19 protein-coding genes are annotated in these 16,821 nt (G+C 61.0%); all 19 read left to right on the forward strand.

The features are described from left to right. Positions 1-77: 77 nt before the first annotated feature. The 19 genes from GLP52_RS02340 to nuoF all read left to right on the forward strand — a co-directional run bounded on the left by GLP52_RS02340 (position 78) and on the right by nuoF (position 16,816). Positions 78-1,241, forward strand: a complete 1,164-nt coding sequence (locus GLP52_RS02340; protein WP_005854015.1) for an isovaleryl-CoA dehydrogenase — start codon at positions 78-80, stop codon at positions 1,239-1,241. Then, positions 1,238-1,729 carry a lysozyme inhibitor LprI family protein gene (locus GLP52_RS02345; protein ID WP_237273348.1) on the forward strand — a complete coding sequence of 164 codons (492 nt, stop codon included), beginning with the start codon at positions 1,238-1,240 and terminating at the stop codon, positions 1,727-1,729. Before GLP52_RS02340 ends, GLP52_RS02345 begins: the two co-directional genes overlap by 4 nt. After that, a complete protein-coding gene (locus tag GLP52_RS02350) occupies positions 1,729-3,252 on the forward strand; it encodes an AMP-binding protein (protein ID WP_237271472.1) in 1,524 nt (507 codons plus the stop codon). The genes GLP52_RS02345 and GLP52_RS02350 overlap by 1 nt, the downstream gene beginning before the upstream one ends. 52 nt (positions 3,253-3,304) lie before the next feature. Beyond that, positions 3,305-4,909, forward strand: a complete 1,605-nt coding sequence (locus GLP52_RS02355; RefSeq protein WP_237271473.1) for a carboxyl transferase domain-containing protein — start codon at positions 3,305-3,307, stop codon at positions 4,907-4,909. An 11-nt stretch (positions 4,910-4,920) separates the two neighbouring features. After that, positions 4,921-5,337: an ASCH domain-containing protein gene (locus GLP52_RS02360; RefSeq protein ID WP_237271474.1), complete on the forward strand. Its 417-nt coding sequence runs from the start codon at positions 4,921-4,923 to the stop codon at positions 5,335-5,337. Then, positions 5,337-7,271, forward strand: a complete 1,935-nt coding sequence (locus GLP52_RS02365; protein ID WP_093732625.1) for an acetyl/propionyl/methylcrotonyl-CoA carboxylase subunit alpha — start codon at positions 5,337-5,339, stop codon at positions 7,269-7,271. The genes GLP52_RS02360 and GLP52_RS02365 overlap by 1 nt, the downstream gene beginning before the upstream one ends. 11 nt (positions 7,272-7,282) lie before the next feature. Further along, a complete protein-coding gene (locus tag GLP52_RS02370) occupies positions 7,283-7,948 on the forward strand; it encodes a glutathione S-transferase family protein (RefSeq protein WP_237271475.1) in 666 nt (221 codons plus the stop codon). Between the two features lie 53 nt (positions 7,949-8,001). Further along, positions 8,002-8,859 carry a hydroxymethylglutaryl-CoA lyase gene (locus tag GLP52_RS02375; RefSeq protein ID WP_237271476.1) on the forward strand — a complete coding sequence of 286 codons (858 nt, stop codon included), beginning with the start codon at positions 8,002-8,004 and terminating at the stop codon, positions 8,857-8,859. Continuing rightward, positions 8,859-9,644 carry a crotonase/enoyl-CoA hydratase family protein gene (locus GLP52_RS02380; protein ID WP_237271477.1) on the forward strand — a complete coding sequence of 262 codons (786 nt, stop codon included), beginning with the start codon at positions 8,859-8,861 and terminating at the stop codon, positions 9,642-9,644. The genes GLP52_RS02375 and GLP52_RS02380 overlap by 1 nt, the downstream gene beginning before the upstream one ends. A gap of 28 nt (positions 9,645-9,672) precedes the next feature. After that, positions 9,673-9,870: a hypothetical protein gene (locus tag GLP52_RS02385; protein WP_237273349.1), complete on the forward strand. Its 198-nt coding sequence runs from the start codon at positions 9,673-9,675 to the stop codon at positions 9,868-9,870. A 73-nt stretch (positions 9,871-9,943) separates the two neighbouring features. Further along, a complete protein-coding gene (locus GLP52_RS02390; protein ID WP_093732621.1) occupies positions 9,944-10,309 on the forward strand; it encodes an NADH-quinone oxidoreductase subunit A in 366 nt (121 codons plus the stop codon). Next, entirely contained in the window at positions 10,300-10,836 is a 537-nt protein-coding gene (locus GLP52_RS02395; RefSeq protein ID WP_093732620.1) for a NuoB/complex I 20 kDa subunit family protein, read from the forward strand. The genes GLP52_RS02390 and GLP52_RS02395 overlap by 10 nt, the downstream gene beginning before the upstream one ends. 9 nt (positions 10,837-10,845) lie before the next feature. Continuing rightward, on the forward strand, positions 10,846-11,451 hold the full coding sequence (locus tag GLP52_RS02400) for an NADH-quinone oxidoreductase subunit C (protein ID WP_093732619.1): 606 nt from the start codon (positions 10,846-10,848) through the stop codon (positions 11,449-11,451). After that, on the forward strand, positions 11,448-11,624 hold the full coding sequence (locus GLP52_RS02405; RefSeq protein ID WP_167354516.1) for a hypothetical protein: 177 nt from the start codon (positions 11,448-11,450) through the stop codon (positions 11,622-11,624). Before GLP52_RS02400 ends, GLP52_RS02405 begins: the two co-directional genes overlap by 4 nt. Beyond that, entirely contained in the window at positions 11,624-12,847 is a 1,224-nt protein-coding gene (locus tag GLP52_RS02410; protein ID WP_093732618.1) for an NADH-quinone oxidoreductase subunit D, read from the forward strand. The genes GLP52_RS02405 and GLP52_RS02410 overlap by 1 nt, the downstream gene beginning before the upstream one ends. Before the next feature lie 78 nt (positions 12,848-12,925). Continuing rightward, the gene (locus GLP52_RS02415; protein ID WP_093732617.1) at positions 12,926-14,227 is read left to right on the forward strand and encodes an NADH-quinone oxidoreductase subunit E; all 1,302 of its coding nucleotides are present in this window, start codon (positions 12,926-12,928) and stop codon (positions 14,225-14,227) included. A 43-nt stretch (positions 14,228-14,270) separates the two neighbouring features. Beyond that, positions 14,271-15,260 (forward strand): endonuclease, encoded by a 990-nt coding sequence (locus tag GLP52_RS02420; RefSeq protein WP_237271478.1) that lies wholly within the window; start codon positions 14,271-14,273, stop codon positions 15,258-15,260. A gap of 21 nt (positions 15,261-15,281) precedes the next feature. Then, positions 15,282-15,509 carry a DUF5337 domain-containing protein gene (locus tag GLP52_RS02425; protein ID WP_093732615.1) on the forward strand — a complete coding sequence of 76 codons (228 nt, stop codon included), beginning with the start codon at positions 15,282-15,284 and terminating at the stop codon, positions 15,507-15,509. A gap of 11 nt (positions 15,510-15,520) precedes the next feature. Next, positions 15,521-16,816: an NADH-quinone oxidoreductase subunit NuoF gene (nuoF, locus tag GLP52_RS02430; protein WP_237271479.1), complete on the forward strand. Its 1,296-nt coding sequence runs from the start codon at positions 15,521-15,523 to the stop codon at positions 16,814-16,816. Positions 16,817-16,821: the final 5 nt, after the last annotated feature.

The raw sequence follows: 16,821 nt of genomic DNA on the forward strand, positions 1-16,821 counted from the left end.
GTGCGACATTTGCTTGACCGAATCCGCGAGAAGTGTAGTGTAATGAACAACTGTTCAATAAACTCTGGGGAGGGGTTATGTTCAACACCACCATGAAATTCGATCTGGGCGATGACGTGAACGAGATGCGCGATATGGTGCACCGTTGGGCGCAGGAGCGGGTCAAACCGATGGCCGCCGAGATCGACACCAAGAACGAATTCCCGCCCGCGCTTTGGGAAGAGATGGGCAGCCTTGGTCTGCTGGGCATGACGGTCGAGGAAGAATTCGGCGGCTCGGGCATGGGCTATGTCGCACACACCGTCGCGGTTGAAGAAATCGCACGCGCTTCGGCCTCTGTCTCGCTGTCCTACGGGGCCCATTCGAACCTCTGCGTCAACCAGATCCGTCTTAACGGCAGCCCCGAACAGAAGGCGAAATTCCTGCCGGGCCTATGCTCGGGTCAACACGTGGGCGCGCTCGCGATGTCCGAACCCTCGGCGGGCAGCGACGTGGTGTCGATGAAACTGCGTGCCGAAAAGCGCAACGATCACTACCGCCTGTCGGGCAATAAATACTGGATTACCAACGGCCCCGACGCCGACACGCTGGTGGTCTATGCCAAGACCGACCCCGACGCCGGATCGAAAGGCATCACCGCCTTCCTGATCGAGAAATCCATGAAAGGCTTCACCACCAGCCCGCATTTCGACAAGCTTGGCATGCGCGGGTCCAACACGGCAGAGCTGATCTTTGACGATGTCGAAGTCCCGTTTGAAAACGTTCTGGGCGAAGAGGGGCGCGGCGTGGCGGTGCTGATGTCGGGCCTTGATTACGAACGCGTGGTACTGGCGGGGATTGGTCTGGGGATCATGGCCGCCTGTCTGGACGAGATCATGCCCTATATGGTTGAACGCAAACAGTTCGGGCAGCCCATCGGGAACTTCCAGCTGATGCAGGGCAAGATGGCGGATATGTACACCGCGATGAATTCCGCCCGCGCCTATGTCTACGAGGTCGCCAAGGCCTGTGACCGCGGCGATGTCACCCGTGCCGATGCCGCCGCCTGCTGTTTGTATGCCAGCGAAGAGGCGATGAAACAGGCGCATCAGGCGGTGCAGGCCATGGGTGGGGCGGGCTATCTGTCGGACAACCCCGTGGGCCGTATCTTCCGCGACGCCAAGCTGATGGAGATCGGGGCAGGGACCTCGGAAATCCGTCGTATGCTGGTGGGCCGCGAGATGATGGGAGCGATGGCGTGAAACGCGTCGCGCTCGCCTTGATGCTATGCGCCTCACCGCTTGCCGCGCAGGACCTGCAGTATAGCGATCGCGGGACAGAGCTCTCTCTGGCCGACGCAGAGGGCTATGCGGCAAAGCTGGCCTGCGCGGGCGCGTCGGCGAACCAGTGTATGGAGGATACGCCAGGCGGAAGCAGCACCTACGGCATGGGCGGCTGTCTGGACCGCGAACTGCAATTCTGGGACCAGCGGTTGAATGACAATTACGCCGCTGTGATGGTTCAGGCAAAACGAAGGGATGCGGATGCGGTACCCGCTTCCGAAGACAGAGCCGGTGTGGCCGACGCCCTGCGCGAGATGCAACGCGCCTGGATCGAATTTCGTGACAAAGCCTGCACCTATGAGGCGGCGCTATGGCAAGGCGGCACAGGTCAGGGGCCAGCTGCGATCAGCTGCCTGATGGAGCAGACAGCGCGTCAGGCGCTGTCGCTGGACGTGTGGGAAGACTGATGGCCCGCGCCCTGCCAGGACTGGACCGTTCGGGCGCATGGGATATTCCGGCGCGGCTGAACATGGCGGCGCAATGTCTGGCGCAGGATTCCGCGCAGCTGGCGATCATTGATCTGACGGGTGATGCACGGCACGATGTCAGCTTTGGCGCGCTGTCCGATATGGTTGACGGATTGGCCCGTGCCTTGGCGCAACGGGTGCGGGCGGGCGACCGTGTGGGCGTGCTGCTGGGGCAAAGCCCATGGTGCGCAGCTGCCCATTTGGCGATCTGGAAAATCGGTGCGATTTCAGTGCCTTTGTTCAAGCTCTTCAAACATGATGCGCTTGCGTCGCGGGTGCGCGATGCAGGTGTGACGCTGGTGTTGACCGATGCCGAAGGGCGCGATCTGCTGGGGGATCTGGCAACCTCGTTAATGGCGGATAGCGTCGGCGTGGCGGGCGACCCTGTCGTCTTTGCCGACACCGGCCCTGACGATCCGGCGGTGCTGATTTATACCTCTGGCACAACCGGTCCACCCAAGGGCGCGCTGCATGGGCACCGGCTGCTTACAGGCCACTTGCCTGGCGTCTCGCTGAGCCATGATATTTTGGGGCAAAGCGGCGATTGCCTGTGGACCCCGGCGGATTGGGCATGGATCGGCGGGCTGTTTGATGTGCTGATGCCGGCGCTGGCACTTGGTGTGCCGGTGGTCGCCGCGCGGTTGCTTAAATTCTCACCCGAGGCCTGCGCCCGTATTATCCGGGACGGCGATGTGCGTAACGTGTTCTTTCCACCAACCGCGCTGCGGATGCTCAAAGCCGAAGGAGCCGAGATTGCGGGTCTGCGGTCCGTCGCATCGGGTGGGGAGCCTTTGGGCGCAGAGATGCTGGCGTGGGGCCAACAGGCCTTTGACCTGTCCATCAACGAATTCTACGGCCAGACCGAATGTAACATGGTCGCCACCAGCGCAGGCAGCCAGTTCCCGCCACGCCCCGGTTGCATTGGCAAACGTGTGCCGGGCCATGACGTCGCGGTGTTGGATGATGACGGTGCGCCGACGGCAGACGAAGGCGATGTCGCCATCCGCAAGGGATCAGCCGCGATGATGCTCGGCTATTGGCAGCGCCCCGATGAGACGGCGCAGAAATATCGCGGCGATTGGATGCTGACCGGCGATCGCGGCGTGTTCGACGGGGACTACCTGCGCTTTGTCGGGCGCGAGGATGATGTGATCACCTCTAGCGGCTATCGCATCGGTCCGGCAGAGATCGAGGATTGCCTGCTGACCCATCCAGAAGTCGCAACCTGCGGTGTCGTCGGCAAGCCCGATGCGCTGAGGACCGAGATCGTCAAAGCTTATGTCGTGCGCAAATCCGGTGCGACCGTTGACGCACAGACCCTGCAAGACTGGGTCAAGACCCGCCTTGCCAGCTATTCCTACCCGCGCGAGGTGGCCTTTCTGGATGCCCTGCCAATGACCGTCACAGGCAAGGTCATCCGCCGCGAGCTCAAGGCCCGCGCCGCTGCCGAAGGGGCCGCATGATGCAACACCCGACCGTGACGTCCCCCCATTCCATTCGATCAAGGAGACCGAAATGAAGCTGATTTCGCAAGCTTTGCCCTCGTCCGAAAGTTTCAAGGCGAACGAGGCGGCGCATCTGGCTGCGCTGCAAACAATCCGCGAAGCGGCGGGTGCGGCAGAACTGGGCGGCGGCGAGAAATCCCGTGCCCGCCACGTGAGCCGAGGCAAGATGCTACCCCGTGAACGGGTGGCCAATTTGCTTGATCCCGGATCGCCCTTTCTTGAGGTCGGCGCGTTGGCTGCTCATGGGCTTTACGGTGGTGCGGCCCCCGCGGCAGGGGTGATTGCGGGCGTCGGCAAGGTGCAGGGCATCGAGTGTATGATCGTGTGCAACGACGCCACTGTGAAGGGCGGCACCTATTTCCCGATGAGCGTCAAAAAACACCTGCGCGCCCAAGAGATCGCAGAGGAAAACCATCTGCCCTGCATCTATCTGGTGGATAGTGGCGGCGCGAACCTGCCCAATCAGGACGAGGTCTTTCCCGACCGTGATCACTTTGGCCGGATTTTCTATAATCAGGCGCGGATGAGCGGCAAGGGCATCCCCCAGATCGCGGTGGTCATGGGCTCGTGTACTGCGGGCGGTGCCTATGTGCCCGCGATGTCGGATGTGTCGATCATCGTCAAAGAGCAGGGCACGATTTTTTTGGCGGGACCGCCACTGGTCAAGGCCGCTACGGGCGAGGTGGTTACCGCAGAAGACCTTGGCGGTGGTGATGTGCACACCCGTCTGTCAGGTGTGGCGGATTATCTGGCCGAGGATGACGCCCATGCGCTGGCGCTTGCGCGTCGTGCCGTGGCCGGTCTGAACCGCGCGGCCCCGATGAACGTGCAGTGGCAACCCGCCGAAGACCCCGCCTATGATCCGGCCGAGATGCTCGGCGTGGTCCCCGCCGATCTGCGCACACCCTATGACATCCGCGAAGTGATCATGCGGCTGGTCGATGGTAGTCGCTTTGACGAGTTCAAGGCCCGCTACGGCGAAACGCTGGTCTGCGGTTTTGCCCATGTCAAAGGCTGTCCCGTGGGGATCGTCGCAAATAACGGCGTGCTGTTTTCGGAATCAGCCCAGAAAGGTGCGCATTTTGTAGAGCTCTGTTCGCAGCGCAAAATCCCTCTGGTCTTTTTGCAAAATATCACCGGCTTTATGGTCGGGCGGAAATACGAGAACGAAGGCATCGCGCGGCACGGGGCCAAGATGGTGACAGCCGTGGCCTCGACCAACGTCCCCAAGATCACCATGTTGGTGGGCGGGTCGTTTGGGGCCGGTAACTATGGCATGGCGGGGCGCGCCTATTCCCCGCGCTTCATGTGGACATGGCCCAACTCGCGCATCTCGGTCATGGGGGGCGCGCAGGCGGCGGGCGTTCTGGCCACGGTCAAACGGGACGCCATTGAACGCGCCGGCGACAGTTGGACCGAGGAAGAAGAGACGGCCTTCAAGCAGCCCACGATTGATATGTTCGAAGAACAGTCGCACCCGCTGTATGCGACAGCGCGGCTTTGGGATGACGGCGTGATCGACCCGCGCCACAGCCGCGAGGTGCTGTCGCTGTCGCTGCGGGCAAGTTTGAATGCGCCGATCGAGGATACACGCTTTGGCGTGTTCCGGATGTAAGGGGAAACGCTATGACAAAAACATTGCAACAGATCGTCGATGCCAATCCGGAAGCGGAGACATTCCGGTTTGGTGACAACCCGACCGTTTGCGCCGAGATTATCGCCCTCGTGCGTGCGGGCAAGAAAACAGCCACCTGCGAGGCGGCCTCTGCTTATGGCGCAGGTGGCGATGCCTACCCCGAGGTGGGCCGTCGCGATATCGCGCTGAATTGGGACGGCACACCGGCGGTGATGATTGAAACGGTCGAGGTCGCGACCCGAAGGTTCAACGAGGTAGATGCCGAATTTGTCGCAGCACAGGGCGAGTTCAGGGATCTGGACCACTGGCGCGCGGCGTACGAAGCGTATTTCCACCGGACCGGCGGCTTCAAGCCCGACATGAAGCTGATGTGCGAGCGCTTCACTCTGATCGAGGATTACGCCTGATGTTTGATACAATTTTGATCGCGAACCGGGGCGAGATTGCGTGCCGCGTCATGGAGACAGCGCAGGCCATGGGGGTGCGCTGTGTGGCGGTGTATTCAGACGCGGACCGCGCGGCGAAACATGTGGCAATGGCGGATACTGCCGTGCATATCGGCGGGTCTTCCCCTGCGGATAGCTATCTGCGCGGCGAGGTGATTATTCAGGTCGCGCTGGATACCGGCGCACAGGCGATCCATCCTGGCTATGGGTTTCTGTCCGAAAATCCCGATTTTGTGGATGCGGTCGAAGCGGCGGGGCTGGTCTTTATCGGACCGTCAGCCAAAGCCATTCGTGCGATGGGGCTGAAAGATGCGGCCAAGGCGTTGATGATCAAGGCAGGTGTGCCAGTTGTGCCAGGGTATCACGGGGCGGATCAGGACGATGCTTTGCTGGCGTCAGAGGCAGACAAGATCGGGTATCCTGTTCTGATCAAGGCGGTCGCCGGAGGCGGCGGCAAGGGCATGCGACTGGTCGAAGCGGCAGACGGCTTTCAGGCGGCGCTGGACAGCGCGCGTTCAGAGGCCAAGACGGCCTTTGGCAATGCGGATGTGCTGGTCGAGAAATTCGTCACCAAGCCGCGTCATATCGAGGTGCAGGTTTTTGGCGACGGGTCCAAAGCCGTGCATCTGTTTGAACGCGATTGCTCGCTTCAGCGGCGGCATCAGAAAGTCATCGAAGAAGCTCCGGCCCCCGGCATGACGCCCGAAATGCGCGAGGCGATGGGGCAGGCAGCGGTCACAGCAGCCGAGGCAATCGGCTATGCCGGTGCAGGCACAATCGAATTCATCGTCGACGGCTCTGGCGGGTTGCAGACAGACGGGTTCTTTTTCATGGAGATGAACACCCGTTTGCAGGTGGAACATCCCGTGACCGAGGCCATTACCGGCGTCGATCTGGTCGCGTGGCAGTTGCGGGTTGCTGCGGGCGAAGGGTTGCCGTTGCGGCAGGAAGACCTGTCGATCCGAGGGCACGCGTTCGAGGCGCGGCTCTATGCCGAGGATGTGCCTAAAGGGTTCTTGCCCGCCACGGGCACGTTGACCCATTTGCAGTTTACCCCCGCGTGTCGTGCCGACAGCGGCGTGCGCGCAGGCGATACGATCAGCCCGTTCTATGATCCGATGATCGCCAAGGTAATCGTGCATGGAGACACGCGCGAGATCGCCTTGTCGCGGTTGCGCGCAGCCCTAAACGGGTGCGAGGTCGCGGGGACGGTGACAAACCTTGCGTTTTTGGGCGCGTTGGCGGCGCATGAAGGGTTTGCAGCGGGGGATGTGGATACCGGCCTGATCGGACGCGATATCGAAGCGTTAACCCAAGCTCCCGAGGTTCAGCCGCGCCATGCAGCCCTTGCGGGGATGGCGGCGCTGTCTTTGCTGGACCCGATCGAGGCGGCAGGATTCACCCTGTGGCAGCCCTTGCGCCGTGAAGTCGGCTTGACCTGGGGCGGCGAGGATCATCTGCTGCATGTGCAGGTGGTATCGTCCGATCATCAAGTCTGGTCCGTGGGCGGGACCGAAGTTATCGCGCAGCGGATCGGCGGGCGCTGGTCTGTGGGCGGGCAACACGCGGCCGCGGTTTCTGTCGCAGCAGGGCGCGTGACGGTGTTTGACGGTTACGGCTTGGTATTTGACGTCATCGACCCGCTTGCGCGAGCTGCGGGCGGACATGGCGACGGCAACCTGATCGAGGCCCCGATGCCCGGCCTTGTCCGTGTCGTGGATGCTACGGTTGGCCAGAAGGTCACCAAAGGCGACCGCCTTGCCGTGCTCGAAGCGATGAAGATGGAGCACAGCCTGCTTGCCGCGCGTGATGGCACCGTCGCCGAGGTTCTGGCGCAGGCTGGTGATCAGGTCGAGGCGGGTGTAGCACTGGTGCGGCTAGACCCCGAAGAATAGGAGCCCGCACCATGATTACCCTGCACCATGTCGAACAGACCAGATCAATGCGCACACTGTGGTTGCTGCACGAGCTCGAGGTGCCCTTTGAGGTGTCGATCCACGCGTTCGACAAATCTTTGCGCGACCCGGGGTATCTGGCGATTTCGCCGGCGGGGCGTGTGCCCTCGCTCGAGATCGACGGGGAGCGGATGTTCGAGACCGGTGCCATTGCCGAATACCTCTGCGAACGGTTCAGCCCCGACCGTTTGGGGCGGATGCCGGGGGCGCCGGATCGGATGGCGTGGCTGGTGTGGATCCACTTTGCCGAGACCGTATCGCAGCATTGCGCGGCGCTGACCCAGCAGCATGTGGCGCTGCGCGACGATTCCATGCGCAGCCCCATCGTGATGAAGCTGGAAGCCGCGCGTTTGATGAAGTGCTACGACGCGATCGAGGCGCGATTGGGCGGCGGGATCCTGACACAGGATTATCTGTTGATGAGCGGCTTTACCGCGGCGGATGTGAATGTAGGGCAGGCAATCTATATGGCGCAGCATTTCGCCAAGCTCGACAACCAACCCAATGTCGCGGCCTGGTATGCGCGCATCACCGACCGCGAGGCGTTCCAGTTGTCGCTGCCCAAAGACGTGCCGCTTTTTGACCGATCTTTTTATGACCCGTGGCCGGTCGAGTGATGCTACCGTCGCGCAGGTGAGTTTATTTGGCAAAATGAAGGGGAGGCGGCGTTATGGATAAAGGGTTCTGCGAAATTTTCGAGGTCGGTCCGAGGGACGGTTTGCAAAACGAGGCACGCGAGATACCTGTAGCGGAGAAAATTGCGCTGGTGGATCTGCTCAGCCGTGCGGGGTTTTCGCGGATCGAGGTGGCAAGCTTTGTCAGTCCAAAATGGGTGCCGCAGATGGCGGGATCAGCCGAGGTGCTTGGCGGGATCGCGCGGCCCACGGGCGTGCGCTATGCCGCGCTGACGCCGAATATGCGCGGCTATGAGGATGCGGTCGCGGCCAAAGCGGGGGAGATCGCTGTATTCGCCTCGGCCAGCGAGGGGTTCAGCCAGAAGAACATTAACGCCAGCATCGAAGAGGCGTTCGAGCGTTTCGCGCCGATCCTCGAACAAGCGCGCCATGTGGATATGCCGGTGCGGGGCTATGTTTCTTGCGTGGTGAAATGCCCCTATGACGGGGCGGTTGATCCGTCGAAAGTGGCAGAGGTTGCAGACCGCTTGTTCTCGATGGGCTGCTATGAGGTATCCTTGGGCGATACCATTGGGGCAGGCACGCCGGACACGATCGCACGGATGCTGCTGGCAGTGCGGGACGCTGTCCCTGCGAGCCGTCTGGCCGGACATTATCACGACACCAACGGTCGGGCGATGGATAATATTGATGCCTCGCTGTCGATGGGGGTGCGGGTGTTTGATGCCGCGGTCGGTGGGCTGGGGGGATGCCCCTATGCGCCGGGTGCTGCCGGCAACGTCGCCACCGAAAGGGTCAACGCGCATCTGGTAGGGCTGGGCTATGACACAGGGCTGGATCAGGCATTAATTGAAGAGGCCGCCGCGATGGCGCGCGGCATGAGGGCAGGGTGATGTACGAGACATTGAAGCTGGCGACCGATGATCGCGGTGTCGCCACGTTGACCTTGGCGCGAGAGGAAAAGCACAACGCCATGTCCGCGCAGATGATCGCGGAGCTGACACAGGCCGCCGCCGCCTTGGCCGCTGATGACGCTGTGCGTGTTGTGGTGCTCACGGGCGCAGGCAAAAGCTTTTGCGCGGGCGGCGATCTGGGCTGGATGCAGGCGCAGCGCGATATGGACGGGCCGACACGTTCGGCCGAGGCAGGCAAGCTGGCCGCGATGCTGGGCGCGCTGAACACGCTGCCCAAGCCCTTGATCGGGCGGGTGCAGGGGAATGCCTTTGGCGGCGGTGTTGGCATGGCGTCGGTCTGCGATGTGGCGATCGGGGTGGATACTCTCAAGATGGGGTTCACCGAGACGCGGCTGGGGATCATTCCGGCGACAATTGGCCCCTATGTGTTGGCCCGTATGGGCGAGGGGCGCGCGCGACAAGTGTTCATGTCGGCCCGTCTGTTTGACGCGGCAGAGGCGGTCGATCTGGGGCTGCTGGCCCGTGCCGTGCCGGCGGATGCGCTGGACGGCGCGATCGAGGCCGAGGTTGTCCCCTATCTGTCCTGTGCACCGGGGGCTGTGGCTGCCGCCAAGCAACTTGCGCGGGATTTGGGGCCACGGATCGACGCTCAGGTCGTGGAGCATACCATCGCGGCGCTCGCCGACCGCTGGGAGACCGAAGAAGCCGCCGAGGGAATCGGCGCCTTTTTTGACAAACGCAAGGCGTCGTGGATCACGGGGTGACCTTAGGCTAGGGCGCGGTTGGAGACAGATGACCGACCATCCGCCGGATCGATTGTTGAATGCCAGTGACCAGCACCCAAGCACGACAGTGCAGACCTGTGCAAAGGGCGCGATCGGCTTGGAAAAATGGGCCGTTCGCACAGGACGGGGCAGGGGTAAAACCGCTTCTGGCTGGGATGACGCAAATATGGCGGGCTCGGTTGACCCTGACCGGACAGCGGAGTAAACCGACCAAAGCCAATAGTGCCGTTTGGCTGACAGGGCGCGTGGCGCGTCACATACGCAAAAGGAGCTTCCCCTTGGACGACATGATGCGGGAATACCTGCCGATCCTACTTTTTCTAGCCGTGGCGATTGTCCTTGGCATTGTTTTGATCCTGGCCGCCTTCGTGCTGGCCGTGCGCAACCCGGACCCTGAAAAAGTGTCGGCCTATGAATGCGGGTTTAACGCTTTTGACGACGCCCGAATGAAATTCGACGTGCGGTTCTACCTCGTGTCGATCCTGTTTATTATTTTTGACCTCGAAATTGCTTTCCTCTTTCCCTGGGCCGTGGCCTTTCAGGACGTGAGCATGGCCGGTTTCTGGTCGATGATGGTGTTTCTTGCCGTGCTGACCGCCGGCTTTGCGTATGAGTGGAAAAAGGGAGCACTGGAATGGCAGTAGCAGCCGCCGGGGCCAATGTGGCCGGGATGGACCGCGATGTGGCCACCCAGAACCTTAACAAGGAACTGCAGGACAAAGGCTTCCTGCTGACCTCGACCGAAGATATCATCAACTGGGCCCGCACCGGATCGCTGCACTGGATGACCTTTGGCCTGGCCTGCTGCGCCGTCGAGATGATGCACACATCGATGCCGCGCTATGATCTGGAACGCTTTGGGACCGCACCGCGCGCGTCTCCGCGTCAGTCGGACCTGATGATCGTCGCGGGCACGCTGACCAACAAGATGGCACCGGCCCTGCGCAAGGTTTACGACCAGATGCCGGAACCGCGGTATGTGATCTCTATGGGGTCATGCGCGAACGGCGGCGGCTATTACCACTATAGCTATTCTGTGGTGCGCGGCTGCGACCGGATTGTGCCTGTCGATGTCTATGTGCCCGGCTGCCCGCCAACGGCAGAGGCCTTGCTGTACGGCATCATGCAATTGCAGCGCAAAATCCGCCGCACCGGCACAATTGTTCGCTAAGGGGCTGATATGTCAGAACAACTGAACGAACTTGGCGCGTACATCGAAGCGAAACGCCCCGACTGTATCCTGGGCTGGGACATCGCTTTTGACGAGCTGAATATGGACGTCACGCAGGCCAATCTGCCTGGACTGGTGGAGTTTATCAAAGGCGACGCGACCTGTCGTTTCTCCTCGTTGGTGGACATCACGGCGGTGGATTACCCGGGGCGTGCTAAACGCTTTGATGTCGTCTATCACTTCTTGTCGATGTACCAGAACCAGCGCATCCGTCTACGCGTCGCCGCACGCGAAGAGGACATGGTCCCGTCGATCGTCGATATCCACCCGTCGGCCAACTGGTTCGAGCGCGAAGTCTTTGACATGTTCGGCATCATTTTTGCCGGCCACCCCGACCTGCGTCGCCTGCTGACGGATTATGGGTTCCGTGGCTATCCGCTGCGCAAGGATTTCCCGACCACCGGCTATACCGAAGTCCGCTATGACGAGAGCGAAAAGCGCGTGGTGTATGAACCGGTAAGCCTCGTGCAGGAATATCGCCAATTCGACTTTATGTCGCCTTGGGAAGGGGCTGAATATATTCTGCCTGGCGATGAAAAGCCGGAGGCAAAATGATGGGTGGCATTTGGTGGTTCGTACTGTCTGCCCTCACAATCATCCCGATGGTCAAGCTGTTGCCGTTTTTCGGGATCAATAAATACTGGTCCGTTGCCTGTATCGTGCCCTTGGGTACGCTTGCCCTTTTGTGGTGGATGGGCGTCAAACTGACCGAGCTGGAGCGTAAATGATGGACGGCACCAAAGGTTTCGAAGACGCCCTGACCGGCGAGCAAAAGATCCGCAACTTCAACATCAACTTCGGCCCGCAACACCCTGCGGCACACGGGGTTTTGCGTCTTGTTCTGGAACTTGACGGCGAGATCGTCGAACGTTGCGATCCGCACATTGGCCTGCTGCACCGCGGTACCGAAAAGCTGATGGAAAGCCGCACCTACCTGCAGAACCTGCCGTATTTTGACCGGCTGGATTACGTGGCCCCGATGAACCAGGAACACGCCTGGTGTCTGGCCATCGAAAAACTGACCGGCGTCGAAGTGCCCCGTCGCGCTTCGTTGATCCGTGTGCTTTATTCAGAAATTGGCCGCATCTTGTCACACCTGCTGAACGTCACCACACAGGCGATGGACGTGGGCGCGCTGACGCCGCCGCTTTGGGGGTTCGAAGAACGCGAAGACCTGATGATCTTTTATGAACGCGCCTGCGGTGCTCGTCTGCACGCCGCCTATTTCCGCCCCGGCGGGGTCCATCAGGATCTGCCGCCCGCGCTATTGGACGATATCGAGGCGTGGTCGCATAAATTTCTGTCGGGCTTCATGGTCGATGTGGATCAACTGCTGACCGAAAACCGGATTTTCAAACAGCGTAATGCTGACATCGGCATCGTGTCCGAACAGGACATTCAGGATTGGGGCTTCTCGGGCGTCATGGTCCGCGGCTCTGGCCTGGCGTGGGATTTGCGCCGTGCGCAGCCCTATGAATGCTACGATGAATTCGACTTCCAGATTCCGACCGGTGTGAACGGCGATTGCTATGACCGCTACCTCGTCCGGATGGAGGAAATGCGTCAGTCCACCTACATCATCCAGCAGGCGATCGAAAAGCTGCGCGCGCCCGAAGGGCAGGGCGATATTCTGGCGCGGGGCAAGATCACGCCGCCCAGCCGGACTGCGATGAAAACCGATATGGAAAGCCTGATCCATCACTTCAAGCTCTATACCGAAGGGTTCCACGTCCCCGCCGGCGAAGTCTATTGCGCTGTCGAGGCCCCCAAAGGCGAATTCGGCGTCTACCTCGTGGCGGATGGATCGAACAAACCTTACCGTGCCAAACTGCGCGCGCCCGGCTACCTGCACCTGCAAGCGATGGATTACATCGCCAAGGGGCACCAGCTGGCGGATGTCGCAGCGATCATCGGCACCATGGACATCGTTTTCGGAGAGGTCGACCGTTGAGCCGGCTCCTCTTCATTTTGCTAAATAAACTCCCGCCGGAGGCGCCCGCCGTTTCCGCAAGAACGAAAGCCTGATCTGATGCTGCGCCGTTTGCACCCTGACCAACCGACAAGCTTTGCCTTCACCCCCGCCAACCAGGCATGGGCCGAAGCGCAGATCACCAAATACCCCGAAGGCCGTCAGGCCAGCGCGATCATCCCTTTGCTGTGGCGTGCGCAGGAACAGGAAGGCTGGCTCAGCCGCCCTGCGATCGAACATGTCTCGGAAATGCTGGGCATGGCCTATATTCGCGGGCTCGAGGTCGCGACATTCTACTTTATGTTCCAGCTTCAGCCTGTGGGCGAGGTCGCGCATTTCCAGATTTGCGGTACGACCTCGTGCATGATCTGCGGTGCCGAAGACCTGATCGAGGTCTGCAAGGACCGCATCGCGCCCAAGGCGCATCAGATCAGCGCAGACGGCAAATTCTCGTGGGAAGAAGTCGAATGTCTGGGCGCGTGTTCGAACGCGCCGATGGCGCAGATCGGCAAGGATTACTACGAAGACCTGACGGTCGACGGCTTCCGCGCCATGATTGACGATATGGCTGCAGGGCAGGTGCCTGTGCCGGGGCCGCAGAACGGGCGCTATGCGTCTGAACCCCTGTCGGGGCTGACCAGCCTGACCGATCATGACAGCGGCAAGACACAATATAATGCCAGCGCACAGCTGGCGGTCGACATTGGTGATACGATCAAACGCATTGACGGTACCGAAGTCCCCCTGACCGCGCCGTGGCAGGGCAAGGACGGTGCCGATAGCGCTGGTGCTGACAATGAACAGCCCGTCTCGCGCGATGACAATATGCCGCCCGAAGGACCCGATGGTGCCCAAGGGGGCCGGACGCCGGCCGAGGAAGACGCACCGCGCGATGTGGGCGATGCCTCTGATAAACGCTCCGAAGCACCCGGAGAGGCGGAGGGCGTCGAAGCCGTCGGCAAACCCGAGGCAGGCAGCGTCGCACCGGGCGATCCGGCACCCGCGCCCAAAGCACCGACAGCAGGCACCGACCAAGCATCCATCGCGAAATCGGCGGAAGCCAACGCAGAGGCTTCTGCCACTAAGCCCAAGGCGCTGGAAGCCCCCGAAGGAGGTGCTGCGGATGACCTTAAGCTTATCAAGGGCATCGGGCCGAAGCTCGAAACATTGGTGAACAAGATGGGCTTCTACCACTTCAGCCAGATCGCGGACTGGGGTCCGAACGAGGTATCCTGGGTCGACCAGAACCTCGAAGGGTTCAAGGGCCGCGTGTCCCGCGACAACTGGGTTGAGCAGGCAAAAAAGCTCGCCGCTGGTGATCAAACAGAATTCTCGTCCCGCGCCACAAAAGATGATATCTAGCAAACACAATAGATCATCTTGAATGGCGGACGAGGGGACGGATATGACTGATTTGACGCAAAAAGAGCAATGCAAGCGCGGTTGCACACGGTGGGGGGGCGGTGTCGGCCTTGCCCTTGCTCTGCTATTTTGGCTGGTCTTTGGCTGGGGCTTCATCGCCTCGCTGTTCCTCGGGGTTATTCTGGGACTTGTGACATTTGTGGTGATGTCAAAGCTGCTATGCAGCACGGTGGCGGACGACACGGCAGAGCCGGCCCGCGCCCCAGCCGCTGCGGCAGCACCTGCGACGGCAGCAACAACCCAAGCCGCCAGCGCCGCCCCCACCAGCGATGCGCCTGTAGAGACCGAGCCAAAGCTGGATGCTGAACCCGCAGCAGTCGAAACTGTCGAAACCCGCCCCGAAGATACGACCGGTGGTCAAGCAACAGCCGATGTTGGCGGTGCTGCATCCGAAGCGACAGCAGGCACGTCTCCTGCGGCGGTCGTCGAGCCTGCGGGCTTCTCAGGGATCAAACCTACAGCCAAGCTAAAGGGCCAAGAAGAGCTTGCTGCGCGCAGGGGTACCTATAAATACGAAGCCCCAGCAGCTGCGGCTATCGAGGCCGAACCTGCCCCTGCTGAGGCACCAGAGGCTGCGGCTGAACCCGTCGCTTCTATCCCTGCGCCCACAGCTGCCGAGGTGCCAGAGGCACCGGCGACGATCGAGGGGGCGACCTCAACCCGTCCGGGGATCGCTGATATTCCGGTGGGCACCGTTGAGAGCAGCCCTGAAACGCTGGACCAGCCGCGCGAAGGCGGGGCCGATAACCTCAAGCTTCTCAGCGGGGTCGGGCCGAAGATCGAGCAGACGTTGAACGCTCTGGGGATCTATCACTTTGACCAGATCGCGCAGTGGTCAGCGACCGAAATCGCTTGGATCGACGCCCGCTTGCCATTCAAAGGCCGCATCCAACGCGACGACTGGATAGGGCAAGCAAAAACCCTTGCCGCCGGTACAGAGACCGACGTCTCTGCACGCAACAAAAAGACCTGAGCCTGACATGGATGCCCACGAATGACAGATAAGGAAGAAATTGCCTTGGCCCGCAAGGGCCGGATGGTGGGCCTTGTCATTGCCGGCACAATGGTGCTTTGGATCGCGGCGCAATGGCTTGCACCGCAGTTCGGCTTGCCCGGACGCTATGCGCTGCTGTTCGACTTTGCAGCGCTGGCTGCCCTGATCTGGGCGATGGTCAATATATATCAGATGAGGCGGGCCCGCGCGGCCAGCCGTGACACATAAAGGTTAGCTTCATGCTTCAGGATCAAGACCGCATCTTTACCAATATCTACGGTATGCACGACCGCACGCTGAAAGGCGCGCAGGCGCGTGGCCATTGGGATGGCACAGCTGGCATTCTGAAAAACGGGCGTGACTGGATCATCAGCCAGATGAAAGAGTCGGGGTTGCGTGGTCGTGGCGGTGCGGGCTTTCCGACGGGCCTCAAGTGGTCCTTCATGCCCAAGGAAAGCGACGGTCGCCCCAGCTATCTGGTGGTCAATGCGGATGAATCCGAACCCGGTACCTGTAAAGACCGCGAAATCATGCGTCATGATCCGCACACGCTGATCGAAGGTTGCCTGATTGCCAGCTTCGCTATGAACGCCAACGCTTGCTACATCTACATTCGCGGCGAATACATCCGCGAGCGCGAAGCGCTGCAAGCCGCCATCGACGAGGCGTATGACGCCGGTCTGGTCGGCAAGAACGCCTGTAAATCGGGCTATGACTTTGACATTTATGTTCACCACGGTGCCGGTGCGTATATCTGCGGCGAAGAAACCGCGCTGCTCGAAAGCCTAGAGGGCAAAAAGGGCATGCCTCGGATGAAGCCGCCGTTCCCTGCGGGTGCCGGTCTGTACGGTTGCCCGACCACGGTGAACAACGTGGAATCCATCGCGGTGGTGCCAACGATCCTGCGCCGCGGTCCTGAATGGTTTTCAAGCTTCGGGCGTCCGAACAACGCAGGCACCAAGCTTTTCGCGATCTCGGGACACGTGAACAACCCCTGCGTCGTCGAAGAAGCGATGAGCATCTCTTTCGAAGAACTGATCGAAAAGCATTGCGGCGGTATCCGTGGCGGCTGGGACAACCTCAAGGCTGTGATCCCCGGCGGGTCGTCGGTGCCGATGATCCCCGGTACACAGATGCGCGACGCGATCATGGATTTCGACTACCTGCGCGAACAACGCTCGGGCCTCGGGACGGCGGCGGTCATCGTGATGGATAACTCCACCGATGTGATCAAGGCGATCTGGCGTCTGGCGAAGTTCTACAAGCACGAATCCTGCGGTCAGTGTACGCCATGCCGCGAAGGAACCGGCTGGATGATGCGCGTAATGGACCGTTTGGTGCGCGGCGATGCGGAGCCTGAAGAGATCGACATGCTGCTCGACGTGACCAAACAGGTCGAAGGTCACACGATCTGCGCCCTTGGTGATGCGGCGGCTTGGCCCATTCAGGGCCTGATCCGTCACTTCCGCGACGAGATCGAGGATCGCATCAAGCACAAACGCATCGGCCGCGTCAGCGCCGTCGCGGCGGAGTAATATTT

The organism is Sulfitobacter sp. M22 (genome assembly GCF_021736025.1).
Classification (GTDB): Bacteria; Pseudomonadota; Alphaproteobacteria; order Rhodobacterales; family Rhodobacteraceae; genus Sulfitobacter; species Sulfitobacter litoralis.